The following is a 23,309-nucleotide window of genomic DNA, read 5'->3' as shown; positions in this document are numbered from 1 at the left end:
CTATAATTTTTTGTTTATGATTTTCTTTTTTGAACTCTTTTATAATCAATGAGCCATTAATCAACCGCCAATAATTCCACCAAGAGACAGCCCAAATTTACTACAAAATCCATAGTTTAACCTCTGTCTAAAACTTCTTTAATGGTAGCAAGTAAATCTTTTTCATTCTCTGTTTTTATCACCTATTTTAATGTATTTATCAAATGATTTTCTGTCTTGGCGTATTAACTTACAAAAACTTACATCCACAAAAGAATCAGAAAATAGTAATTCAAGGTTATCAACCTTGATTAAAATCTCTTGTTTATTTTTAATCCATTGAGAGAGATTTTTTTCAAAATCCTCGCCGTTTCTCTCCTTATATGCTCCGCATTTCTGGCATAGTTTTTCCGAATAGTTCTTTCATTAATGCTGTCATTAATAGAATCTTAAAAAATACATTTTTACATTCTTTTTTTTGTTGGACAGGTCTATTACACAAAATTTGAAAAATCCCTGTCTGAATAAACATGCTTCTTATGTTCTTATTTTTAGGTATTAAATCTTCTCTAAAACTGAATGAAACATCTTTGCTTTCACTGAAATACTCTAATAAGCTTGTTTTCATCTCTTTTATGAGATTAATTCCTTTTCCTTAAATAGTGTATCATCTGTTGTAGCTGTTTTGATATAAAATGCAGAATAATTTACAAGCTTTTTCGTGGAATTGTTCTAGCGTCCTCTATCCCTGTTTTTATCTTTCTTGTTTGTGAGTTTGTTAGGCTTATTGCTTTTTTAGACACTGCAATAATATTTATTTGTTTTGTGAGATACTTATCTTTTTGTGAAGCCTTGCTTGTAAGTAAATGTGTTAAATCGTGTTGTTCGCCTATATCTGTTACATCAAAGTGTTGCATACAGCTTGAAAGCCAAGAGAATTTGCGAGAAAGCCTTTTTACAAGTAGATTTATTTGCTTTTCGTCCATTGTCTCTTTAGAAACATAGCCGAATATTGTCTATATTCAAAGCCATTTTCAAGCATAAATGTCTTGATTTGACTATAAGCTTTGCGGTGCTATTAAAATGCTTTTTAAGTTCGTTTGTGGATAAGTCAAAATTTATAGCCTTACGAGAGAGACTCATTGCCAAACACCTAAATTTCTTGCTTTATTTTTGGCAATCAAATCACTATTTCCCTCTTTTTCACTTATCCATTGCCATTCTTTGACATTAAGAGTAAACCAATCATATTCAACCAATGTTGTAATACAAATATCCCCAAACACGCCAAATCTTTCTCATCGCCTTTGCAATGGTAGGTATGTTTATCTATTTTTATGAGTCCAGATTCTTTGGCTATTTCATCAATGAGCCGATACATTTCATCTAAGTTATATTTGTTTTCTCTTAAGATTTTGCTATTTTTATTGAAATCATATCTCTCAAGCTATATTAATCTCAACAATCCTCTTTATGTTTCTTTAAAGTTTCCCCAGATTCTGTGTTATTCTTTGGGAGCTTATGTTACAATTGCGCCTTAAATTTACACCAAAGGTTTTTGTATGCTTAAGACACTCATAACCCCGCTGAACGAAAATAAGGACTTGCAGGCGGTCTTAGATTCTCATAAATTAGACAAGAAAGATTACGCGCGCATTATTGCGTTGCTTCATCGCGCGCCAAATCTCATCGAGCTAGGTGTGATTTCAGCTATGTGGAGTGAGCATTGCAGCTACAAATCAAGTAAAAAATATCTCAATGGATTCCCCACAAGCGCGCCTTGGGTAGTGCAGGGACCGGGGGAGAATGCGGGTGTGATAGATATTGATGGCACAAATGTCGCGGTGTTTAAAATAGAATCTCACAACCACCCGAGCTTCATCGAGCCACACGCAGGTGCTGCAACAGGTGTTGGCGGGATTATGCGCGATATTTTTACGATGGGTGCGCGTCCGGTGGCAAGTCTTAATTCTATCCGCTTTGGTGATGTGGCAGATTCTGGCAAGGTTGGCAAAAAGCATCGCTATCTTTTGCGCGGTGTGGTGGAAGGAATCGGTGGGTATGGTAATTGTATGGGCGTGCCGACAATTGGCGGGGAAATGAGCTTTGAATCCTGCTATAACGGCAATATTTTAGTCAATGCTTTTTGCTTGGGATTGGCCAAAAAAGAGGAAATTTTCTATGCAAAAGCCGAAGGTGTCGGGAATCCTGTCATTTATGTCGGCTCAAAAACCGGGCGCGATGGCTTAGGCGGGGCGGTGATGAGTAGCGATAGTTTCACTTCAGATTCCAAAGGCTTAAAAAGCGCGGTGCAAGTGGGCGACCCATTTGCAGAAAAGCTCCTTTTAGAGGCGTGTTTGGAGCTGTTTAAGAAAGATTATATTGTGGGGATTCAGGATATGGGCGCAGCTGGGCTTACAAGCTCAAGCTTTGAAATGGCGGGCAAAAGTGGTGCTGGTATGCGCTTAGACCTTGATAAAGTGCCGATGCGAGAATCTGGAATGAATCCTTATGAGCTTATGCTTAGCGAATCGCAAGAACGTATGCTGATTTGTGCGAAAAAAGGCTATGAGGCAAAGGTGTTGGAGATTTTTGCAAAGTGGGAAGTGGATTGCGCGGTGATTGGCGAGGTAACTAATAGCGGACTTATGGAGCTGTATTGGCATAATGAGCTATGCGCGCGTTTGCCTATTGCTGAGCTTAGCTCAAATGCGCCGATTCTAGATAGAGAGCTAAAAGAGGTAAATCGAGAATCTGCACCCGCCCAAACGCTAAAAACTACGTTAAGTTCGCAAGAAATGTTTGAAAAGCTACTAGGCTCACCTGAAATCAGCGATAAAAAATGGGTGTATGCTCAGTATGACTCAAGCGTGCAGACAAACACTATCATAGGTCCGGGGCAGGGTGATGCAAGTGTGATACGCATAAAAGAGAGTGGGGCTGGCATTGCGATGAGCGTGTATTGCGATGTGCGCGCAAGCTATCTTAATCCAAGAGAGGGCGCAAAGCTAAGCGTGGCGTATGTGGGGCGCGACTGCGCTACGCGTGGAGCGCGTGCGCGTGCGATTAGTGATTGTCTTAACTTCGGTTCGCCAAATAATGCTGAGGTTATGTGGGAGTTTAAAGAATCTTGCGAGGGCATAAAAGAGGCGTGCAAGATTCTCAATACGCCCGTTGTAAGTGGAAATGTGAGCTTGCATAATCAAAGCGATGGCAAGGATATTTACCCCACACCTAGCATTGTGGGTGTAGGCGTGATAGAAAATAGCGCAAAAACCATAGGCAGTGCGTTGCAAAATGATGGAAGCACGCTTGTGTTGCTTGGCGAGATTGAGCCAAACTTTAGCGCGAGTTTAGCGCAAAAGCTAGGTGAGGGTAAGATTTATGGCGAAGTTCCGCGCATTGATTTAGTCAAAGAAGCGCGCTTGTGGGATTTTCTTTGTGAAAATATAGAATCTAGAAAGATTCTCTGTGCTAAAAATCTTGGGCAAGGCGGGCTAGCTATCGCATTAACAAAAATGGCATTGCTAGGGAATAAAGGTATTAATGTCAAAAGTGGCTTTGTGGATACTTTTATGCTTTTTGCGCAGACGCCGAGCTGTGTGGTGGTGGAGGTAGATTTTCAAAATGTGGCTAAGCTTATAGAATCTGCGCACGTACAAGGCTTGCAAGCGCGTCAAATTGGCGTTGTGGAAGGAGAGGGAATCTGCATAGATTCTCTTAAGCTAGATTTTGCACGCGCTAGAAAGCTTTATTTTGAAAGCTTTGAAGAAGTGTTAGAGCGGGATTTGTAGGATTTGGTGTTGAAAGATTCTAAAACAAGCGCAAAAAAGTCAAATAAATCCGTGCAAAAGCCAAAAGAGCGCGCATTCAAGGAAGTGGCGAAAAATAAAAAGGCTTTTTTTGATTATGAAATTTTAGAGAGTTTGGAGGCGGGGCTTGTGCTACTTGGGAGCGAGGTGAAGTCCGCGCGCGCTGGGCGGGTAAATCTCAAGGATAGTTTTGTGCGGATTATGAAAGAAGAAGCATTTTTGTTTAATACGCATTTTGGCGCGCTGGAGCAGACAAACGCGCATTTTAAGCCCGATGAAAGGCGCGTGCGTAAGCTACTACTGCATAAAAAGCAAATCACCAAACTGCTTGGGAGTGTTTCTGTGCAGGGCTTAAGCATTGTGCCTTTGAGCTTGTATTTTAATCATAAAAATAAATTAAAAGTCCAAATCGCGCTTGTGAAGGGTAAAAAACTCTATGACAAACGCGAGAGCCTTAAGAAAAAGCAACAGCTCAAAGACGCGCAACTAAGCCTTAAGGAGGCAATGAAAAGATAGTATCTAGGGTTTGTTATAACCTTATTTTACTAATTTTTGATTCTAACTCCAAGCTTTTATGCAAACTTTGGATTACTTTTTGAAAATGCTCAAAATCTATTTTTTCTCCTTTATGGCTTTTTAAGTATTTGTCTAAAACCTGATAACCGCCGATTTTATACTCCCATACTTCCTTTTCTACCTTATCAAAATATAAGGATTCGTTTATAAAAAGTCTTTGGTCTTGCTCGTTATACTTGGGCTTTGTTATGCTTAGATTTCTGTTATTAGCATCTTTAAACAAAGCCTCTCCGATTGCTTCGCTCATTTTTTACTCCTTATAAAGATAAAGCGGGAAAACATAGCTTCCACTGCCTACTAAATGCAAATCAATGATGTTTTGGGTGATGAAAATATTATTCACCTCTTGCAGTTTGCATCCTCTATCACACACTAAGCCCATATTTAAGCCTTTTGGTAGAGATAGAGAGGGAATATACTCCCTCCGCCCCTGTTGTCGCCCAATAATCCTAGTTCCGCTATTGTGTTGCTTATAAATACCGACTTCCAGCCCCCGTAAATAATCGTTCTCCTTGAAACCACCAACCCTATATTGCAATCCATTCTCATCATTTTCTGTTCTCTCTCTCTCTCTCTCTCTCTCTCTTATTTGTCCATCTTGCATTAAATGCACAGCTATAAGCTCTTCTCCTAGCGCGCTTAGGGCTAAAAACTTCTCTTTAGATTCCACAAATGGAATCTTTGGAAAATCAATTTTAAGAAAATCAATGTATTTTTCGCGGTAAGTTTTGTGGAAAAGCACGGCGTAGATGTAGCCTAAAATCGCCTCAGGCGTAAGGATAAATTCAGCTTTTGGCGATAAATGCGGGAGCTGTGAAAAATCACTGCGGTCATTACCTTGTGGGCAACTCTCTTGTGATTTTTCTTGCAACCCACATTTCTCACTCAAAATCTTAGAATTTATTTTAAAAAAGTGCGGATACTTGTCGTAATCGCTTTGCTCCCATTGGTATTTGGAATCTATAAATTCTCTAAATTCTTGTGTGAAATTTTCTACCCACTCTACATTGTCATATTGAGTGGGCGCGAAATATCTCTTATTGCTGTGGGATTCTTCGGCTAACGCCTCAGAATGACAATCTTTTTTGCCCTTTTTTGTGCTGGTGGATTCTGTGTTTTTGAGATAAAGGGGCATTATGGTATTTGGTCCATTACCTCCAGAACTTAAAGCTTGGTCGGTAATATTTTGAGTTGGCATACAATGATTCCATTCTTTATTTGTGTCTTTAAGTTGTCTAGGAATGCTAATAGCGCAATTCCCACCTTGTAAAAAATGCTCCGAAACAATAGGAACAGGCCACCCGACGAATCCCCTTGATTTTCCACTATAAAAAATATATCTTGTATCAAAAGGACGATAAGCTATTTTTTGTATTTTATCTTTACTATTATTATTCAATACATCTTCTTTAGCCCATTCATAACGCCAATCTCTTACATCTGCGGGTAGTTTATATTTTGCGTAAAACTCATTTTTTTCTAAATTTAAAATGTCTTGCATAGCTTCCCAAACTTTTTCTTTAGTTTTTTGGATACAAAGATTATCCCTTTTTGTAACAATACCCGTATTTGACACCCTAAATATATCCTTCACACTCCAGCCTTTTTCATACTCTGCCCTTAAATCCTCATTTTGTGGGATAAAGAGATAAAAGGGAGCTTTTGGCTTTAGTTTGTTCCACTTTATAGAATCTAAAGTGTTTGATAAAAGAAAATCGTATTTATCGCCCCTTTTGCCTTGGAGGTCATAGTGGTAAATTTGCGCGAGGTTTTGGGATTCTACCCACCCCCTAGCCCCCTCCGCACAGGAGGGGGAAGTAATAGGTTGGGATTCTTCACCTGCTAAAGCAGGTTCAGAATGACAAGGGAAGGGGTTAGAATCACAAATTCTAGTATTTGCGGTGTGGCTGTGTAAGTTTTCAGGATTTTTTGCAAGGTTAGCGGACTTGGCGTCCGTGCCTTGTGAAAAATCCTGAATCTTATCGCATTGCACACCCAAAGACGAATTTTTATTTTTTACAAAGATATTGATAGAAACACCTTGCATTATATCAAAAACATTTTGGTCTATCTCTCCGCTTGGAGTGGTCTCCTTTTTCCTCACGTTGCCATGTAGGTCTAAGATGTAGATTGCATCGAAGGTTTTTAAGAGTGAATAGCGCATACCGCGAAAAGTGGGATTGTCTAAAAAGCTATTATTTGAGATAAAGGCAAAGATTCCGCTATGCTGGGCTTTGATTTTAGATTCTGCAAAGCAGATAAACTTCACATAATCATCAAGTAGCCATTTGGGATTTTTCTCATTTTTAAGCTTTTTGCGCTCTAAAATTGCTTTAAAACTATTTTTGTAAGTTGCATTTTTAGGGTTTTGTAAATAAAGCCTAATGTTTTCTTGCTCCTCTTTGCTTAAATTTGCCTCACTTGGCTCTAAGCCATAAGTTATGCGCACATTATCCTCAAATAAGCCTTTGTTTGCACTAGCTCCGCTATAAGGTGGGTTTCCTGTGATGATTAGGATAGGCTTTTCTTTGGTGTTTTGTGCTTCAAGGGCTTCTTTGAGGAGTTCTGGGTTGCCTACAAAAAGATTTGATTTTTCTGCTTGCTCTTGTTTGGCATCTTTATAATAAAGCGTGTTGGTTAGGTAAATGCCTAATCTTTCTTCTTTGCCCTCTAAAGACGCGTTAAATTCTTCTTTGAAACTTTGAGAAAGTTTAAGATGTGCTATGGTGTAAGGAGAGATTAAAAACTCAAAGCCAAAGAATTTGGAAAGTAGGGCTTTAGGCTCGTATCTTATGTTATTTTTGCGGATAGATTCTAAGGCTTTGCGGAAGGCTTCTAGCAAAAATGTCCCCGTGCCTGTGGCAAAGTCTAAAAGCGTGATATTAGAATCCTTTTTTACTGCATCACTTAAGCCTTCTTTTAGGGCAAAATGAGTTTTCAAAGTGGAATCTATGGCATTGATGATAAAGCTTACCACAGGTGCGGGGGTATAATACACGCCGCGAATCTCACGCATTTTTGGGTCGTATTGAGAAAGAAAAGTTTCATAAAAGTGCAAATACGGGTCTTTGTGAAAATAATTTCCTAATAAATCCTTTTGAATGGCTTTGTTTAGGTCTAAGATAATGCTTGTTATGTTTATGTGAGAGATGATGTTTAGTATTTCTTTTAAGAGCCATTTTATAGAATCCAAATCCTCTAATTCCTCCAAAAAGCCACTCATAGCGCGGATTAAAGGGAAGTTTTTGGGTATGAATTTTTTGGCGTTATAAAGGTCGATTTCTTTATTGCTATCATTATTAAGCCTTGCTAAGAAAAGGCTGTAAGTTAGGGTTTGAGCAAAACTATCGGCAAAAATCTCAAATTCAAGCTCTTTATAAAGGGAGTTTTTAAAATCATTATAAACGTTTAAAATTGGTTCATTGTCTTTGTTTGCTAAAAGCTCATCTTTTAAAATGCGCGTCCTTAAAGCTAGGGAATTGGCAAATTCTAGGGCTGTGTTTATGGGCTTTGGACTATGGCTAAAAAAGAGTTTAAATAATTCTTGTAATTCCTCTGTCTTTGCTTCTAGGATTTGCCCCCCCCCCGCAGAGCTTTTGGCAATACTTTTAAGCGCATCAAATTCACAAATTCGCACACTTTTTATAATCTGCGCCTTGCCTTTTTCACTTTTGCGCACAATGCAAAAGCGCAAATAATCTGTTAGCATAAGATTATCACTTAAAGATAAGTATTTTTCAATTTGTGGGCTTTGTAATAAAGAATCAAGGTCTGCATTTACGCGTTTGTTTTCAATATAGCCAACCACCAAGCCTTGATTTTGGATAAGAAAGTCTGGCGCGCCTCTGCCTTCTTTGTCGTTGTTTGGCTCGTGTGCAACGTGTAAATTTAAAAGCTCTTTGTTATTTTGTGCGAGCTTGTCTTTAAGACGATTTAGAAAATTTTCTAACTGCGTTCTTCTTGAATGCTCTTTATCTTGTGGGCTAAGGTCTTTTATATCTTGAAGGTAGGTTTTCATTATAAATCCTTACATTGAGTTAAATTTGGGCTTGCTTTGGGATCAAAGTTTGAGTTTCTTTGATGTTTAATTGTGCAAAAGGGGACAAGTGTTTTACCGCTAAAATCTTAGCCCCCCCCCCTTAAATTTAGCTAAATTGCGTTCAACTTTTTATTTTAAATATTGGTTAAAAAATTGGGCAATTTTGTCAAATGGAATCTTTTGTATATTATCATATAAATCCACATGACTTGCGTCTTCAATAATCAATAATTCTTTATTATCACCTTTTAATTTTTTAAACGCATCTTCACTAAAATATTTGCTATGGGCTTTATCTCCGTGGATTACAAGCACCGCGCTTTGTATTTCATCACTATATGCCAAAATAGGCATATTAATAAGCGATAAAGATGAAGTGAGATTCCAAGCGCCATTAGAATTTATCGAGCGTTCGTGAAATCCTCTCTGGGTTTTGTAATAATCAAAATAATCTTTCACAAATTGCGGCTCATCGCCTGTGAGTTTATCTGGCAATCCACCAGCAGGCGCATAGCTAGCATTTTTAAAGTCCAATGTGCGTTGCGCGTTTAAATTTTGCTTGAGTTCATAACGCGCCTTTACATCTATGGAATCAAAATAGCCCCTTGCATTCACGCGCGTCATGTCATACATCGTGGAGGCAACGCTTGCCTTAATACGCGTATCTATCGCCGCAGCATTAAGTGCGAATCCGCCAAATCCGCAAATGCCTAAGATTCCAATCCTATCAGAATCTACATTTGCAAAATTGCTAAGATAATCCACTGCCGCGCTGAAATCTTCTGTGTTGATATCAGGGGAGGCGACATTGCGAGGTTCTCCACCGCTTTCTCCTGTGTAAGAAGGGTCAAAGGCAAGTGTGATAAAGCCCTTTTGTGCGAGAGTTTGAGCATACAATCCGCTTGCTTGCTCTTTAACCGCACCAAATGGTCCGCTAATAGCCACTGCGGGGAGTTTGCTAGATTCTACATCTTTAGGCATATACAAATCACCAACAAGGGTGATTCCATAGCGGTTTTTAAAATGCACTTTTTGCACTTCTACTTCTTGACTTTGTGTGAAAACTTTGTCCCAATTGTTTGTTTTGTTTGCTTGTGTCATATCACATCCTCCTAAAAATAATGCAAAAATCAAGCCTAAAAGTTTAAAACAAATAGGCATAGAATACTTACTACAAACTTTTTTCATTTTGTCTCCTTTAGCTTTGATGTTTGAAAATGTAATTATAAAGCTTGACACTTAGTGTTTGTCAAGGGTTTGATTTGTTTTTTTTGAGTACAATGCAAGAAGTTCGCATAAAGGGAGAAAGAGAATATGAGTCAAGGTCAAAGCAAAGTTGCAGATGTTTTTAATAATGGAATTTTTGAGATTCCAAACTATCAGCGAGATTATGCTTGGAGAGCGAAAAATTTAGAGGATTTATGGGAAGATTTATTAGAGGCAGAACAAGCCCAAAGTGATGAAATGGGACATTTTCTAGGCACGATTGTTATTGCGAAAAATCTTATAGATTCTAGCGTGTATGATATTATTGATGGTCAGCAGAGAAGCACTACACTTTTTATGTTGCGCTATGCGCTAAATTATAAGAAGCAGAACCCCAAGCGCGACATAAACAAATTTTTAGACGATGATGACAAGCCTAGACTAAGAGTGATTGAGCAAAATAGAGAATTTTTTAGCAAGATTTTAAAACAAGCAGAAGAAGGAGAAGTAAATTCTGGGTTAAAAAAAGAGGCAAAAACTGATGGGCAAAAAAACCTTTATGAAGTTTTTAATGCAATTTGGGCAAAAGTAGGTGGGTTAGAATCAGAGAGGGCAAAAACACTTTTAGATGTGCTTGATAAAATGGTGCTTATGCGCTTAGAAGAAAAAGATTCTGGTAGGGCAATTAGAATGTTTCAAACCGTCAATGATAGAGGCGTGCCACTTTTAATTTTAGACAAACTCAAATCCTTGCTTATTTTATATTCTAATAAATATTGCAATGCCACACTTGATAAAGTCATTAATGAACGTTTTGGAGAGATTTTTAAAATCATCACAGAGATAAGAAAATGCCATGTTGCCTCGTCTTTAGGAGATAAGGATTTTAACAAGGAAGTGGAATCTAGAATCTTCAATTATCACGCATTAGGGCAAGAAGGCATAGGACATTACAGCTATGGTGCTAAAGAGGCTTATACAAAACTCAAAGATGTATTAAAAAGTAAAATCAAAGGTTTGCAAGAAAGTGAAACAAATAAAGAACAAATCTTGCGAGATTTACGCGATTGGCTTGATACCTACTCAAAAGATTTGCGTGATTTTTTTAAAGCATTTTTAGAAATTGCTAAAATGGCAGAAAACAGCATAGAAGCTTTCAAATTGCTTTATATCTTAAGAATCAATCCTTTCTTTTATGCATCTTTAGTGAGATTAAAAATCAATAATATTTTAGATGATGAGTGCTTAAGGCTTTTTGCTAAGGCTCAAATATGCTTTTATGGTCTAGATTCCACAAATGATTCTTCTGCTTACAAACTCTACGAATATGCAGAAAGTAAAGAAACATTTAAGAAAGAGATAATTGAAATGTGCAAAAAATGTAGAAAAGGTAACTTTGGAGACATTAATGAGTTTCTAAATAAGATTGCTTTGAATAATTTTACTTGGGGAAAATATTTTCATTATTTATTTTTAACCTATCATTCAGAGAATTTGAGTGTAGGGGATTTTAAAGACATCTTAGAGAATAAAAAAGTATATGATATGAGCATTGAGCATATAATCCCACAAAATGCGGTAGCAAATGGCTCTTTAAGGGACTATAAATTTGAATCTAGCGATGAATTTAGCGGGCTTAAAGATACATTTGGCAATTTACTTATTTTAGAAAACAACTTAAATGCTAAGTGCAAAGATGCTGGATTAGCCAAAAAACAAGAGATTTATAAAGAATCTAGCATTTTTTACAATAGGCAATTTGCAAACAGAGAGGATTTCTTATCTTTCAATAAAGAAAATATAAAACAAGAAAATGAGAAATTCACACAATGGGCTAAAGAAGAGTTTTTCAAAGAATTTTTATAAGAAAAATTCTTTAGTTTTGAGGCTTTTCTAAGAAAAGCCTCTATCCTCTCTTTCCACCACTTCCTTAAAAAAAGAATCCTTGAGATTATTCTTAGCTAGACTTTTTTATAAGAATAGCATTGTTTAGAAAGCAATGCGAGGTTTTACAACAATGAAGCGGTGGGCAAAAGCTAATTTTAGAGATGTTGCAAGATGAAAGGTTGAGATTTTCAAATAAAAGTGAAGCTTAAGGATTTTGCAAGAGGATACTAAATCTAGTGTAGAAAGTGGTGCGGAAGAGAGGACTTGAACCTCCATGCCTTGCGGCGCTAGATCCTAAGTCTAGTGCGTCTGCCAGTTTCGCCACTTCCGCATAACTACTTTATAAATCAACGTCATAAAAAGGCACAATTATACAAATTTAAGGTTAAAATTGCCTTAATTTCCATTTATCTTGCTCCAAAAATTAGTTGCACAAAAGATACAATTTTGAGCTATAATCCAAACATTTTGTCTAATTTCATTCTTAAGGATTTTGTTTGCGCTATGTGCCTAATATTCTAAGCATTTCTCGTATTATGTTAGCGATTTTGCTACTTTTTTTTGTGTTGCATTATGAGCTGATTTTCCCTGTATATATGGATTTTTCGTGGGTGAATTATTTTGCCTGTCTTATTTTTTGTATTGCGAGTTTGACAGATTTTTTTGATGGCTATATCGCGCGAGAATACAACTTCAAGTCCCTTTTTGGTGAGGTTTTTGACCCATTAGCGGACAAAATGCTTATTCTCTCAGCCTTTATTGCATTGCTTGTGCTAGAGAGAGCAAATGCGTGGGCGGTATTTTTGATTTTAAGCAGGGAATTTTTTATCACAGGTTTGCGCGTGGTGGTGGCGAGCAGTGGGAAAAGCGTCGCCGCCTCGCAAGCTGGCAAATACAAAACCGGTGCGCAAATTGCTGCAATTGCCTTTTTATTAGCGGATTTTTTCCCCGGTGGCGAGGTTTTGCTGTGGTTTGCGACATTTTTAACGTTGTATTCTGGCGTTGAATACACGATAAAATACTACAAAACGCTAAAGGACTAGCTTGGGGCTAGCTCTCGCGCTCATCGCGCTTTGCTTTCTTGTGCTATTCCACGAGTTGGGGCATTTTCTCATCGCGCGTTTGTGTGGGATTGGCGTTGAGGTGTTTAGCATTGGTTTTGGTAAAAAGCTTTGCACCTTCACCCACAAAGGCACGCAGTATGCGCTCTCACTCATTCCGCTTGGTGGCTATGTGAAGCTAAAGGGTTTGGAATATAGCGCGGATTCTCGAACTTCGCAATTTTCGCAAACCTTAGAAACTCCGCGCGCTTTGGAATCCACTTCAGAAGCCAAACATATTTCAAAATCCCCACACACACAAAGTTTAGATTCTTATGAAAGCAAATCGCCTATTGTGCGACTTTTGGTGCTGCTTGGCGGTCCTGTTTTTAATCTTTTGCTTGGATTTTTGCTCTATTTTGGAATCTGCTTTAATGGTGCAGTTGGTTTAGCACCTGTGGTTGGGGGTTTGCAAGAAGATTCACCAGCACAAAAAGCCGGAATCTTAACCGGCGATAGGATTATAAAAATTGAAAATGAAAATATTTTTTTATGGCAGGATATTAGCAACGCATTGCAAAAGCATAGCTCTTTAAGTGCGTTAAAATTCCTCATTCAACGAGATTCTGAAAATATAGAATCTAGCAATGTAGATTCTCAAACAATAGAACTTTTTATCACACCATTTTTCAGGCAAGGGCAAAACATGTTTAAAGAACCACAAACGCAAGCATTCATCGGAATCTACGCCACGCAAAAAGCAGAAGTGCTTGATTTCTCACTTTTGCAATCCTTGCAAATCGCATGGCGCAAGACTTTAGAATCTACGCATTTCATAGCCCAAAGTATTGCAAAGCTTGCAAGTGGCGTGGTGAGCGTGCGTGAAGTGAGTGGCGTGGTGGGTATGACAGGCACACTTAGCCATATCGCTCAAAGCGATTTGGTGGTGTTTTTTGGCTTTTGCGCACTTCTTTCAATCAATCTTGGGCTTATTAATCTTTTGCCAATCCCCCTCCTTGATGGCGGACAGATTCTTTTTGTGTTGTATGAAATGCTAACGCGCAAAGAGCCAAACGAGCGCATTTTGCGACTTCTTAGCTTGTTGGGGTTGGCGTTTATTGTTGCGATTATGCTTTTGGGGCTTTTTAATGATATGACAAGGCTTCTTTATTAACCTATCAAGTGCATAATTGATACTTATTTTAATAGCAAAAGAGGTGAGTTATGGAAGATGTATTTGACACAAGATCGCTCACGATGAGTATTCTTGCAAGTCCGAATTTGGCGAATTTTAGCGGTGTGGTGCATGGGGGAGAATTGATGAAATTGCTTGACCAAGTCGCCTACACTTGCGCCACGCGCTATTGTGGGCACGGCGTGGTGACTTTGAGTGTGGATAATCTTATCTTTAAACACCCTATCCCTATCGGTTCGCTTATGATTTTTCTTGCGAGCGTGAATTATGTCGGCAAGACAAGTTGCGAGGTTGGGATAAAAGTCATTAGCGAGGATATTAAGAATCGCTTTGTTACGCATTGCAATACTTGCTATTTTACGATGGTAGCCATTGATACAAAAACCGGCGAGAAAAAGCCAATTCCGCCATTTACGCCAAAAACGCCTATGGAAATCCGCCGCTATGAAGCCGCATTGCAACGCAAAGGCACGCGAAAGGAAAATGTGCGGAATTTCCAAACTATACAAAATAATGCAACACAGCAGGATTTGCGCTAAAGTTTTACTAAGAGTTGTAGATTTTGTATGCTAGTTAGCGCGCAGGAGTTTTTAGCAGAATCTGATATTATCATCGATGTGCGCTCCCCTAGCGAGTATGCGCTTTCTCATATCCCAAATGCGCTCAATCTCGCGGTTTTGAATGATGTGCAACGTCATAGAATTGGCACGTTGTATAAGCAAAATCCCTTTAGCGCAAAAATGTTAGGTGCGAGCCTTATTTGTGAAAATATCGCTAGATTCTTGCCGCAGCTAGAATCTCTACAGATAACCCCCCGCAAAAATCATCGGAATCCACTGCGCGCGTGGCGGTATGCGCAGCCTTTCATTGCAGAGCATTTTACAAAATATTGGCTTTCGTACATTGCGTTTGAAAAACGGATACAAAGCCTATCGTAACGAGGTTTTAAGCACTCTAGCAAAGCCCCCTAAAATGTCATTTTTTACGCTTATCGGTCCCACGGGTTGTGGAAAAGTGAGCTTATTGCGCGCTTTAAAAATTCCCTTGATATAGAATCTTTTGCTAAACATTTAGGCTCAAGCTTTGGGGGGATTTTAGGCATGCAACCAAGTGTGGGAATGTTTGAAAATCTCCTTTTTACACGATTAAAAGAGCTAAAAAATATGCAGGTGTTGGTTGAAGGGGAGAGTAAAAAGCTAGGCGCGCTCGTGCTACCAAATGCGCTGTATAATGCCTATCAAAATGGCGTGAAAATCCTTGTAAGCGCGCCACTTGAGCTACGTATCAAGCGCATTGCGAAAGTTTATAGTGCCATAGATTCTGTGTTTTTCAATCAAGCAATGCAGAAAATCGCACCTTTTATGCGGAAGGATTTTTGGCTTCAAGCAAAGAGTGCATATGAAAGAGGGGATTTAGAATGCGTGGCAGAGATTCTCATCACGCGCTATTATGACAAAGTCTATCGCATAGAATCTCACGCGTATGAGGTGGATTCTAGTGATTTAGATTTTGCATTGAAGCAAATAAAAGAAGTTATGGTTAAATGCTCAAATATACCGCCAGCGCAGTAATCCCAAGTCCAGCTACAAAAGTCCAAAGCGCACTTTTTTGATATTTTTTGCAAAATGAAGTCATAATAAGCCCGGAGAGATAAAAAATAATCATACTAATTGCAAAAGCCACCGCGATAATATCAAAATAAAATTTGCCCTTCGCCTTGTGCATCAAAAGCAAGATTCCATACAAGCCCCTATCTGTCGTGCGTAGGATATTTGTGCCATCTTTATCTTTGGTGATGCTTACGCTGTATTTGATATTTCCCATTGTTGGTGTGCCTTTCATCATACGCACTTGCGTGTTACTTGGGGTTTTGAGACTATGCGTCTCCAAGAGATTGAGGATGAATTCCCGCTCTTGCCCTTTTTGAGGGAGAGAATCTAGCGTGATGGTGTGCGTTGTAGCATCGGCATTCTCGCGTATTTCCAAGATATACAGAGCACCTGTAAGCACATAGATAAGCGCCACAGGAAAGAAAAATATGCTTAAGTAGAGATGGATTTTCATCCAAAGTTGCTTGTCGAATTTGAATTTTTTCATCGCAGATTCCTTGCTTTTTGAAATCAAAAGCGTATTGTGGCAAATGTTTGTGAAGCAATTATGAAATTAATTCTTAAATCTTTAAAGGCGCAAGTTTTAAGGATTTAAGGCGTAAAGTTTCTCTTAAATTTTTTGGCTGGATTTAACATTTCTTTTGCTATAATCGCGCTTCTTAATTTTTTTAGCGGAGAAATTTATGGCGTTTATTTTGCTTATAGTTCAGATTGTTTTAGTGTTTTTAATCACCATTATGGTGCTTTTGCAAAAAAGCTCAAGCCTCGGACTTGGTGCGTATAGTGGAAGTAATGAAAGTATGTTTGGCGCGAAAGGTCCTGCGGGATTTTTGGCAAAAGCCACTATATTTTTAGGCTTGCTTTTTTTGGTAAATACCATTGCGCTTGGCTACCTTTACAACAAACAAACAAGTCTTACGGATTCTATTCAAAGTGGCGCACAAAACGGCTTACAAGTAACACCGGCTGAAAACCCTTTTGCAATGCCGGATTCTCCTTTAGTGCCAGCTGAAAATACACCCGCAGATGACGCCCTAAATAGCGCTAGCACGCAAGCGCAGCCACAATAATTTTTCAAAGGAAGTTGTATGAGTGATGAAATTTCGCAGATTCTTAAACGCACACAAGAGAGTATGGAAAAGTCGCTTAATGCGCTAAAAAAAGACTTTAGCGCGTTGCGTAGCGGGCGTGTATCCACCGCGCGCGTGGATTCTATTAAAGCGGATTATTACGAGACGCCAACACCGCTTTCACAAATGAGCTCTATTGTCGTGCAAGATGCTTCAACGCTTGTCATAACGCCGTGGGATAAGGGTTTATTAAAGGCAATTGAGCGCGCTTTGCAGGAAGCAAATATCGGCGCGACACCAAATAACGATGGAGAATCTATCCGTCTAAACTTCCCACCAATGACAAAAGAGCAACGCGTAGAAATCGCCAAAGAAGCCAAAGCTATGGCAGAAAAAGGGCGCGTAGCGGTGCGAAATATTAGGCAAGATTCTAATAACGCGCTAAAAAAACTTGAAAAAGCAAAGACCATCACAGAGGATGCTTGCAAAAAGGCGCATGAGAATGTTCAAAAGCACACAGATGATTTCGTGAAAAAGATCGATGACGCACTCAAGGCAAAAGAAGATGAGATTTTAAAGGTTTAAGAATCTATGAGTAAAAATGAACTTATTGGGAAAAAGATTGATGGCAAGATTTATGATTTACAGACTTTGCAGGAAAATAGCTTAGAAAACGCGTCAAATAGTGAGCCGATTTATTTTGATAATTCAGAATCCGCGCTTTTTATCCTCCGCCATTCTTGCGCGCATTTGCTCGCTCAAGCAATCAAAGCACTTTACAAAGACGCGCAATTTTTTGTTGGACCGGTGGTAGAAGAAGGCTTTTATTATGATTTTCAAACGAGTGAGAAAATTAGTGAAGATGACTTTCCAAAGATAGAATCTAAAATGAAAGAAATTGCAAAGTGTGGCTATGAGATAGCCAAATACTCTACCACGCGAAAAAACGCCGAGCAAAAGTTTGCAAATGACGCGCTTAAACTCGCGGTGATGAGCAGAATTGAAGGCGATACCTTTAGCTTTTATACGCAAGGTGATTTTGAAGATTTATGCCGAGGACCACATTTGCCAAATACGCGCTTTTTAGAGCATTTTAAGCTTACCAAAATCGCTGGGGCGTATCTTGGTGGGGACGAAAAAGCTCAAATGTTGCAGAGAATCTATGGCATCGCCTTTGCCGATAAGCAATCGCTTAATGATTATCTTATCCAAATACAAGAAGCTAAAAAGCGTGATCATAGGAAATTGGCTGTGAGTATGGGGCTTTTTAGCTTTGATGAGGAAATCGGCGCAGGGCTACCTTTATGGCTGCCAAAGGGTGCGAGGCTACGTAGAAATATAGAATCTTTACTTACCAAAGCCCTTATTAAGCGCGAGTATGAGCCCGTGCGCGGACCTGAGATTCTCAAAAGTGAAGTGTGGAAAAAAAGTGGGCATTACGCAAACTATAAGGAAAATATGTATTTTACAACCATTGATGAAGTGGAATATGGCATTAAACCTATGAATTGTGTTGGGCATATCAAGGTCTATCAAAGCTCGCCACGAAGCTACCGCGAGTTGCCTTTGCGCTTTTATGAATATGGCGTGGTGCATCGACACGAAAAAAGTGGTGTGTTGCACGGGCTTTTGCGCGTGAGGGAATTTACCCAAGATGATGCGCATATTTTTTGCACGCCAGAGCAGATCAAAAACGAGATTAACCAAATCATTGATTTTACAAAAAGCATTATGGAGGCGTTTAATTTCAGCTATGAAATGGAGCTTTCCACCCGCCCACAGAAATCAATTGGGAGTGATGAAATTTGGGAAAGTGCGACAAATGCGCTCAAAAGCGCGCTAAAGGAAAACAATATCGCCTACAAAGTCGATGAAGGCGGTGGCGCATTTTATGGACCAAAGATTGATATAAAAATAACAGATGCGCTCAAGCGCAAATGGCAGTGTGGCACGATACAAATTGATATGAATCTGCCTGAACGTTTTGAATTAAGCTACACAGATGAACATAATCAGCCTCAAACGCCCATTATGATACATCGCGCGATTTTGGGGAGTTTTGAGCGTTTTATTGCAATTTTGACAGAGCATTTTGCTGGCGAGTTTCCGCTTTTCATCGCGCCTACGCAGATATGCCTTATCCCTATCGGTGAGGCTCAGAGCGCATATGCAAAGAGCTTGCGCCAGCGCATTAGCGCGCAAAGTGGCGCTTATGTGGAAATTTTAGACAAAAACGAAACGCTTTCAAAGAGAATCCGCACTGCAGAAAAACAGCATATTCCGCTCATTATTGTCATCGGCGAGCAAGAAGTTACAAGCAAGATTCTCGCGGTGCGCGATAGGACAAAGCGCGAGCAATACAGCCTAAGTGAGGAGGAGTTTATACAAATGTTACAAATCAAATTAAGTGAGGTCAGCTTTTGAAAGAAAATAAAGACGAAGTGTTGTTAAATGAGGAGATAAACCTTAAAGAAGTGCGTTGCGTGGGTGATAATGGTGAAGTTTTTGGCGTGATAAGCTCAAGAGAAGCGCTTGAACTAGCTGTGCAAAAGGATTTGGACTTGGTGCTTATCTCGCCAAATGCCAAGCCGCCGGTATGTAAGATTATGGACTATGGCAAATTCCGCTATCACCAAGAAAAGCGCCAAAAAGAAGCAAAGAAAAAGCAAAAGCAAATCGAGATTAAAGAAATCAAACTTTCCACCCAAATTGCGCAAAATGATATTAATTATAAAGTCAAGCACGCGATTGAATTTTTGAAAAATGGCAAGCATGTGCGTTTCAAGGTGTTTTTGAAACAGCGCGAGCTTAGTATCCCTGATGCGGGTATGGATACACTGCGTAAAGTTGCGCCAATGCTTGAAGAAGTCGCCGTAGCTGAAAAAGAGCCAAAGTTAGAGGGGCGCTATTTAAACGTGCTTTATGTGCCTAAAAAAGCCACGACAAAGTAGATTGAAATTTTTAATATTAGAGAATTCCAAGATTCTAAGCAACTAAAAAATACCGAGTGCGCGCGAAGTGCAATAAAGCTAAAGCTAAAGCAAAGCTCGCAAGAACTCTGCTCTTGTGAGTGATAAAAAAAGAAGCAGGGAGCGGAGGCGAAGCGGGATTTTTCCGCGAGATGATATAATCCAAAAAGGAATAAGATACTATGAGAATCTGCTATGTCGAAGATGATATAAACTACCGCAAAGCCCTTGAGTTAGGCTTTAAAAGCTATCCACAATATGAAGCCATCGGCTTTAAAAATGCCATCGAGGCGCTCAAAGCCCTGCAAGATTCTCAACCTTTTGATGTGATTATTACTGATATTAATATGCCTAAAATGGACGGTTTAGAGTTTTTGCGCGAGTTACAAAACCAAATGCGCTACGAGTATAAAACAATCGTTATCACCGGGAATGCTTCCGTGCAAAATGCCATCGGCGCGATACGCTTAGGCGTGAAGGATTTTTTGATTAAGGGCTTTGATTTTGAAGAGCTTGTAAGCACGCTTGAGCGCATACAAAAAGAGCAGAATGTCCGCGCAAAGATTCAAACCTCGCGTGCAGATTCTGTTAAAAAGCAAGCAAATCAACCAAATGATTTCAACTCTGTAAATGTCGCCACCCAGCTAGATTCTGCAGAATCTAAAGGCAAAAGTGCGCCCACTTCCCCAGCCTTGCAAGAGGTGTTAAAAATCGCAAAAAAAGTTGCGCCAACTGATGCGAGCGTGTTTTTGATGGGACAAAGTGGGGTGGGTAAAGATGTCTTTGCAAACTTTATTCACCAGCATTCTCCGCGCGCTCAAAAGCCTTTTATTGCGTTAAATATGGCGGCAATCCCCGAACATTTGCTAGAATCTGAACTTTTTGGCTACGAAAAAGGCGCATTTACAGACGCCACAGCTTCAAAGCCCGGAATCTTAGAAGATGCCAATGGTGGTAGTGTGTTTTTAGATGAAATCGGTGAAATGCCCTCCAGCCTGCAAGCAAAGCTTCTACGCGTGATACAAGAAAAAAGCCTCACAAGGCTTGGTAGTTCTAAAAAAATCCCAATCAATGTGCGCTTTATATCTGCCACAAACGCTAATATTGCGCAAAAAATTGCTAATGGCACTTTTAGAGAGGATTTATTTTTCCGCTTGCAGACTATCCCTATTTTTATCCCCCCGCTAAGCGAGCGCAAGGACGAGATTTTAGGCATTGCGCGCAATAAACTTTCCCAAACCACCGCAAATTATGGCTTTGCGTCAAAAACCTTAAGCAAAGATGCTGAGGCAAAGCTCCTTGAATACAGCTGGCCCGGAAATATTAGAGAACTTTTAAGTGTGATTGAGCGCGCGGTGATTTTGAGTGATGGTGAGATTATTGATGTGGCGGATTTGGCTTTGCAGAGCAAAGAGCGCGTTTTTAATGCTGCTTTTAGCGCAAATGCACATTCCCTCGCAAGCTTAGAAAAAGAGCTACTCTCACGCACTTTGCAAGAAGTGGGCAATGACGCGCAAAAAGCAAGCGATTTGCTGGGTATGGATTTAAAAGTTCTGCGTCAAAAACTCACGCAATATGGGCTTTTATAAAGCATAGCTTTAAGTGCAAAACGCAATTTTTACTATCATTCCAAAGGTGGCTTAAACCAAGACGGGTGAGATTTGAGCGTCTTATGATGCAACTTACAAGGAATAAAATGTTTGCGCGTATAACCCAAAAACTTCAAACCACTTCTATACAGACAAAAAATGAGATTTTGCTCTATATTATTGTTGGTATTTTTTTGCTCTGCTCATTTACTGGATTTTTGGCGTTGGCGGGGTTAAAGGCAGATTATGACAGCAATTATCCAAGTCAAAAATTTAGCGTGTTTTCTATTAATGAGATAAATTCGCTTTATGAAGATGCGTTGCGGAATGCGGATTCTAAGCAAAGCGATGCGCAAAGTAGCACAACACAGGAGCTAGCCCAAATCCGCCTTTTATGGGAAGAATACACAGAGAATCTGCAGACGCAAGATAACGTGCATAGGTTTTTGCACATTATTAAGCAAACATATCAAAATCTTTTTTTGCGAGACTTGCGCGCAAAAATCTTAATGCTCAAAGCCGAGCAAAGCGCACTTTTACAAGAGATAGATTCTATCCTTAGTGCGCATATGTCAAAAGAGCACACCAAGCTTTTTTTAAAGCTTTTGCATATTGATATTGAACTTTCAAGTCTCAATAAGGAAGTGAGCGATTCAATCTATAAAAGCAGTCTTATGCTGCTTGGATTTTTTGTATTGTTGCTAGCGAGCCTCTTTTTTATGTTCTCAAAGACGATTACGGATTCTATTAATAACGCGTATAATTCCCTAGAAATCCTTGTGGCGCAAAAAACCAATGAGTTGCAGATTCTCAATACAAATTTGCAAAAATCAATCGAGTATGAGGTCGAGCAAAATAGCCAAAAAGACTTGCTCATCTATCAGCAAGCGCGCCTTGCGTCGATGGGTGAAATGATACATAATATCGCACACCAATGGCGTCAGCCACTCAACGCACTAACCTTGCTCATACAAAGCTTTCAAAGTAAGTTTAAGGCAGGCAAGTTAGATTCTGCGTTTATTGAATCTCAAACGCAGTTGGGGCTAAAAATCGCAAAAAATATGTCAGAGACTATTGAAAGCTTTAGTAGTTTTTTTCGCCCAAATAAAGAAAAAATCCATTTTAGTATCAACAAGGCGATTTTAGATTCTTTAGAGCTTATTAAAAGTGTGCTAGATGATGATAGTATCAAGGTGGATTTAGACATACGCGGGGATTATGAAGTATTGGGGTATGAAAATGCCTTCACGCAAGTGCTTTTGGTGCTTTTAAACAACGCCATTGATGCGTTTAGAATCCGCAAAGTGGCAAAAAATCTGCGACATATCCAAATAAGCATACACACTTGCCCAAGCGATAATGACGAAAGCCTATGTATCCGCGTGAGGGACAATGCAGGCGGGATTTTACTAGAAGATATTAATAAGATTTTTGAGCCTTATTTCACCACAAAGCACAAAGCTGCCGGGATAGGAATTGGGCTTTATATGGCAAAGCAGATTATTGAAAAGCAGTTTTATGGTGCAATGGGTGTGCAAAATATTGAGTTTTTAGACGGAAAAACCTATAATGGTGCGCTTTTTAACATCATTATCCCATATAAACAAAATGACATTAAGGAAGATAAACTCAATGAACCAATGCCTCAAAGATTTAAATGTGTTGTATGCAGAGGACGATAGCGAGACGCTAAAGCTTACTGCTATGCTGCTAGAAGATTATGTGGGGAATCTTTTTGTGGCAAAAAATGGGCGTGAGGCGTGGCGATTATTTAGAAAACATAAAATTGATCTTGTGGTGACAGATATTTTGATGCCAAAAATGAGTGGGCTAGAGCTTACGCATTTTATCCGCGCTTCAGAGCGCTCAAACACCCCCATAATCATCATTTCCGCACACACAGAAATAAAATATCTCCTTGAGGCAATCGAGCAAAAAGTCGATGGCTATGTGGTGAAGCCAATCAATTTAGATTCTCTATTGAAAAGTATGCAAAAGGCGATTTTGCCATTCCTCCAAGCCCAAGAGATAAAAGCACAGAATCTGCTTATTAATGCGATTTCTACCTTTGTGGGTGGGAAAAAAATCGAGATTATTAAGTTTCTTATCGAGCATTGCGATGAGAACAACACTTTTTATGGTTCGTATGAGGATATTTTACACAGGCTGAATGTCAGCAAACCAACAATTGTAAAAACCTTTAAGCAACTTCTTGATACTGGGATTCTCATCAAGATAAAAAATAAAGTCTATCAATTCCACCCGGATTTTGTGCCGAGCAAATCTTAGCGTGTATTAACTTGCATTTAAGCAAAGATTGCCTATAATCGCGCTTTT

20 protein-coding genes, 1 tRNA gene and 1 pseudogene are annotated in these 23,309 nt (G+C 39.2%); 15 read left to right on the top strand and 7 right to left on the bottom strand.

Annotation, left to right across the window (positions count from 1 at the left end):
- Window positions 1-686: 686 nt before the first annotated feature.
- Both A3217_RS09390 and A3217_RS09620 read right to left on the bottom strand, forming a co-directional pair.
- Entirely contained in the window at window positions 687-965 is a 279-nt protein-coding gene (locus A3217_RS09390) for a hypothetical protein (RefSeq protein ID WP_231860208.1), read from the bottom strand.
- A gap of 153 nt (window positions 966-1,118) precedes the next feature.
- Window positions 1,119-1,393 (bottom strand): annotated as a pseudogene (locus A3217_RS09620) (hypothetical protein).
- 148 nt (window positions 1,394-1,541) lie between these two features.
- Between A3217_RS09620 and purL the strand changes: the two are divergent.
- Window positions 1,542-3,773 carry a phosphoribosylformylglycinamidine synthase subunit PurL gene (purL, locus tag A3217_RS05685; RefSeq protein WP_066388809.1) on the top strand — a complete coding sequence of 744 codons (2,232 nt, stop codon included), beginning with the start codon at window positions 1,542-1,544 and terminating at the stop codon, window positions 3,771-3,773.
- A 51-nt stretch (window positions 3,774-3,824) separates the two neighbouring features.
- On the top strand, window positions 3,825-4,307 hold the full coding sequence (gene smpB, locus A3217_RS05680) for an SsrA-binding protein SmpB (protein WP_066389751.1): 483 nt from the start codon (window positions 3,825-3,827) through the stop codon (window positions 4,305-4,307).
- A 13-nt stretch (window positions 4,308-4,320) separates the two neighbouring features.
- Here smpB and A3217_RS05675 read toward each other — a convergent pair whose 3' ends face one another.
- The 3 genes from A3217_RS05675 to A3217_RS05665 all read right to left on the bottom strand — a co-directional run bounded on the left by A3217_RS05675 (window position 4,321) and on the right by A3217_RS05665 (window position 9,594).
- On the bottom strand, window positions 4,321-4,614 hold the full coding sequence (locus tag A3217_RS05675; protein WP_066388807.1) for a type ISP restriction/modification enzyme: 294 nt from the start codon (window positions 4,612-4,614) through the stop codon (window positions 4,321-4,323).
- 3 nt (window positions 4,615-4,617) lie between these two features.
- A complete protein-coding gene (locus A3217_RS09380) occupies window positions 4,618-8,388 on the bottom strand; it encodes a type ISP restriction/modification enzyme (RefSeq protein ID WP_231860294.1) in 3,771 nt (1,256 codons plus the stop codon).
- A gap of 147 nt (window positions 8,389-8,535) precedes the next feature.
- On the bottom strand, window positions 8,536-9,594 hold the full coding sequence (locus tag A3217_RS05665) for an alpha/beta hydrolase (RefSeq protein WP_066388805.1): 1,059 nt from the start codon (window positions 9,592-9,594) through the stop codon (window positions 8,536-8,538).
- 126 nt (window positions 9,595-9,720) lie between these two features.
- Between A3217_RS05665 and A3217_RS05660 the strand changes: the two genes are divergently transcribed.
- Window positions 9,721-11,478 carry a GmrSD restriction endonuclease domain-containing protein gene (locus A3217_RS05660; protein WP_066388804.1) on the top strand — a complete coding sequence of 586 codons (1,758 nt, stop codon included), beginning with the start codon at window positions 9,721-9,723 and terminating at the stop codon, window positions 11,476-11,478.
- 267 nt (window positions 11,479-11,745) lie between these two features.
- On the opposite strand, the gene A3217_RS05655 is transcribed toward A3217_RS05660, so the two are convergent.
- Window positions 11,746-11,830, bottom strand: a tRNA-Leu gene (locus tag A3217_RS05655).
- 166 nt (window positions 11,831-11,996) lie between these two features.
- Here A3217_RS05655 and pgsA point away from each other — a divergent pair.
- The 5 genes from pgsA (at window position 11,997) to A3217_RS09370 (ending at window position 15,305) form a co-directional block, all read left to right on the top strand.
- Window positions 11,997-12,542, top strand: a complete 546-nt coding sequence (pgsA, locus tag A3217_RS05650) for a CDP-diacylglycerol--glycerol-3-phosphate 3-phosphatidyltransferase (RefSeq protein WP_066388803.1) — start codon at window positions 11,997-11,999, stop codon at window positions 12,540-12,542.
- A gap of 1 nt (window position 12,543) precedes the next feature.
- On the top strand, window positions 12,544-13,713 hold the full coding sequence (gene rseP, locus A3217_RS05645) for an RIP metalloprotease RseP (RefSeq protein WP_066388801.1): 1,170 nt from the start codon (window positions 12,544-12,546) through the stop codon (window positions 13,711-13,713).
- A 50-nt stretch (window positions 13,714-13,763) separates the two neighbouring features.
- On the top strand, window positions 13,764-14,273 hold the full coding sequence (locus A3217_RS05640) for an acyl-CoA thioesterase (RefSeq protein ID WP_066388800.1): 510 nt from the start codon (window positions 13,764-13,766) through the stop codon (window positions 14,271-14,273).
- A 27-nt stretch (window positions 14,274-14,300) separates the two neighbouring features.
- Entirely contained in the window at window positions 14,301-14,672 is a 372-nt protein-coding gene (locus tag A3217_RS09375; RefSeq protein WP_066388799.1) for a rhodanese-like domain-containing protein, read from the top strand.
- A gap of 66 nt (window positions 14,673-14,738) precedes the next feature.
- Window positions 14,739-15,305, top strand: a complete 567-nt coding sequence (locus A3217_RS09370) for a tRNA 2-selenouridine(34) synthase MnmH (protein WP_066388797.1) — start codon at window positions 14,739-14,741, stop codon at window positions 15,303-15,305.
- Here A3217_RS09370 and A3217_RS05625 read toward each other — a convergent pair.
- Window positions 15,274-15,831, bottom strand: a complete 558-nt coding sequence (locus A3217_RS05625) for a hypothetical protein (protein ID WP_066388796.1) — start codon at window positions 15,829-15,831, stop codon at window positions 15,274-15,276. The genes A3217_RS09370 and A3217_RS05625 overlap by 32 nt on opposite strands.
- Window positions 15,832-16,027: 196 nt before the next feature.
- On the opposite strand from A3217_RS05625, the gene secG reads away from it, so the two are divergent.
- The 7 genes from secG to A3217_RS05590 all read left to right on the top strand — a co-directional run bounded on the left by secG (window position 16,028) and on the right by A3217_RS05590 (window position 23,261).
- Entirely contained in the window at window positions 16,028-16,414 is a 387-nt protein-coding gene (gene secG / locus A3217_RS05620) for a preprotein translocase subunit SecG (RefSeq protein WP_066388795.1), read from the top strand.
- An 18-nt stretch (window positions 16,415-16,432) separates the two neighbouring features.
- On the top strand, window positions 16,433-16,999 hold the full coding sequence (frr, locus tag A3217_RS05615; RefSeq protein ID WP_066388793.1) for a ribosome recycling factor: 567 nt from the start codon (window positions 16,433-16,435) through the stop codon (window positions 16,997-16,999).
- Between the two features lie 6 nt (window positions 17,000-17,005).
- Window positions 17,006-18,838 (top strand): threonine--tRNA ligase, encoded by a 1,833-nt coding sequence (thrS, locus tag A3217_RS05610; protein WP_066388791.1) that lies wholly within the window; start codon window positions 17,006-17,008, stop codon window positions 18,836-18,838.
- Entirely contained in the window at window positions 18,835-19,365 is a 531-nt protein-coding gene (gene infC / locus A3217_RS05605) for a translation initiation factor IF-3 (protein WP_066388789.1), read from the top strand. The genes thrS and infC overlap by 4 nt, the downstream gene beginning before the upstream one ends.
- 200 nt (window positions 19,366-19,565) lie before the next feature.
- A complete protein-coding gene (locus A3217_RS05600; protein ID WP_066388788.1) occupies window positions 19,566-20,972 on the top strand; it encodes a sigma-54-dependent transcriptional regulator in 1,407 nt (468 codons plus the stop codon).
- Window positions 20,973-21,079: 107 nt separating this feature from the next.
- On the top strand, window positions 21,080-22,654 hold the full coding sequence (locus tag A3217_RS05595; protein WP_066388786.1) for a sensor histidine kinase: 1,575 nt from the start codon (window positions 21,080-21,082) through the stop codon (window positions 22,652-22,654).
- Window positions 22,605-23,261: a response regulator gene (locus A3217_RS05590; RefSeq protein ID WP_066388785.1), complete on the top strand. Its 657-nt coding sequence runs from the start codon at window positions 22,605-22,607 to the stop codon at window positions 23,259-23,261. Before A3217_RS05595 ends, A3217_RS05590 begins: the two co-directional genes overlap by 50 nt.
- Window positions 23,262-23,309 lie beyond the last annotated feature (48 nt).

It is taken from the genome of Helicobacter himalayensis (genome assembly GCF_001602095.1).
Taxonomy (GTDB): Bacteria; Campylobacterota; Campylobacteria; order Campylobacterales; family Helicobacteraceae; genus Helicobacter_F; species Helicobacter_F himalayensis.
This window is presented reverse-complemented; position numbering and strand designations above follow the sequence as displayed.

Coding starts and splice junctions, on each gene's coding strand:
- A3217_RS05595 (WP_066388786.1), top strand. CDS start 21,080: ATGTTTGCGCGTATAACCCAAAAACTTCAAACCACTTCTATACAGACA.
- frr (WP_066388793.1), top strand. CDS start 16,433: ATGAGTGATGAAATTTCGCAGATTCTTAAACGCACACAAGAGAGTATG.
- A3217_RS09390 (WP_231860208.1), bottom strand. CDS start 965: ATGGACGAAAAGCAAATAAATCTACTTGTAAAAAGGCTTTCTCGCAAA.
- A3217_RS05665 (WP_066388805.1), bottom strand. CDS start 9,594: ATGAAAAAAGTTTGTAGTAAGTATTCTATGCCTATTTGTTTTAAACTT.
- purL (WP_066388809.1), top strand. CDS start 1,542: ATGCTTAAGACACTCATAACCCCGCTGAACGAAAATAAGGACTTGCAG.
- A3217_RS05640 (WP_066388800.1), top strand. CDS start 13,764: ATGGAAGATGTATTTGACACAAGATCGCTCACGATGAGTATTCTTGCA.
- A3217_RS05625 (WP_066388796.1), bottom strand. CDS start 15,831: ATGAAAAAATTCAAATTCGACAAGCAACTTTGGATGAAAATCCATCTC.
- secG (WP_066388795.1), top strand. CDS start 16,028: ATGGCGTTTATTTTGCTTATAGTTCAGATTGTTTTAGTGTTTTTAATC.
- thrS (WP_066388791.1), top strand. CDS start 17,006: ATGAGTAAAAATGAACTTATTGGGAAAAAGATTGATGGCAAGATTTAT.
- A3217_RS05660 (WP_066388804.1), top strand. CDS start 9,721: ATGAGTCAAGGTCAAAGCAAAGTTGCAGATGTTTTTAATAATGGAATT.
- A3217_RS05590 (WP_066388785.1), top strand. CDS start 22,605: ATGAACCAATGCCTCAAAGATTTAAATGTGTTGTATGCAGAGGACGAT.
- A3217_RS09375 (WP_066388799.1), top strand. CDS start 14,301: ATGCTAGTTAGCGCGCAGGAGTTTTTAGCAGAATCTGATATTATCATC.
- A3217_RS05600 (WP_066388788.1), top strand. CDS start 19,566: ATGAGAATCTGCTATGTCGAAGATGATATAAACTACCGCAAAGCCCTT.
- A3217_RS05675 (WP_066388807.1), bottom strand. CDS start 4,614: ATGAGCGAAGCAATCGGAGAGGCTTTGTTTAAAGATGCTAATAACAGA.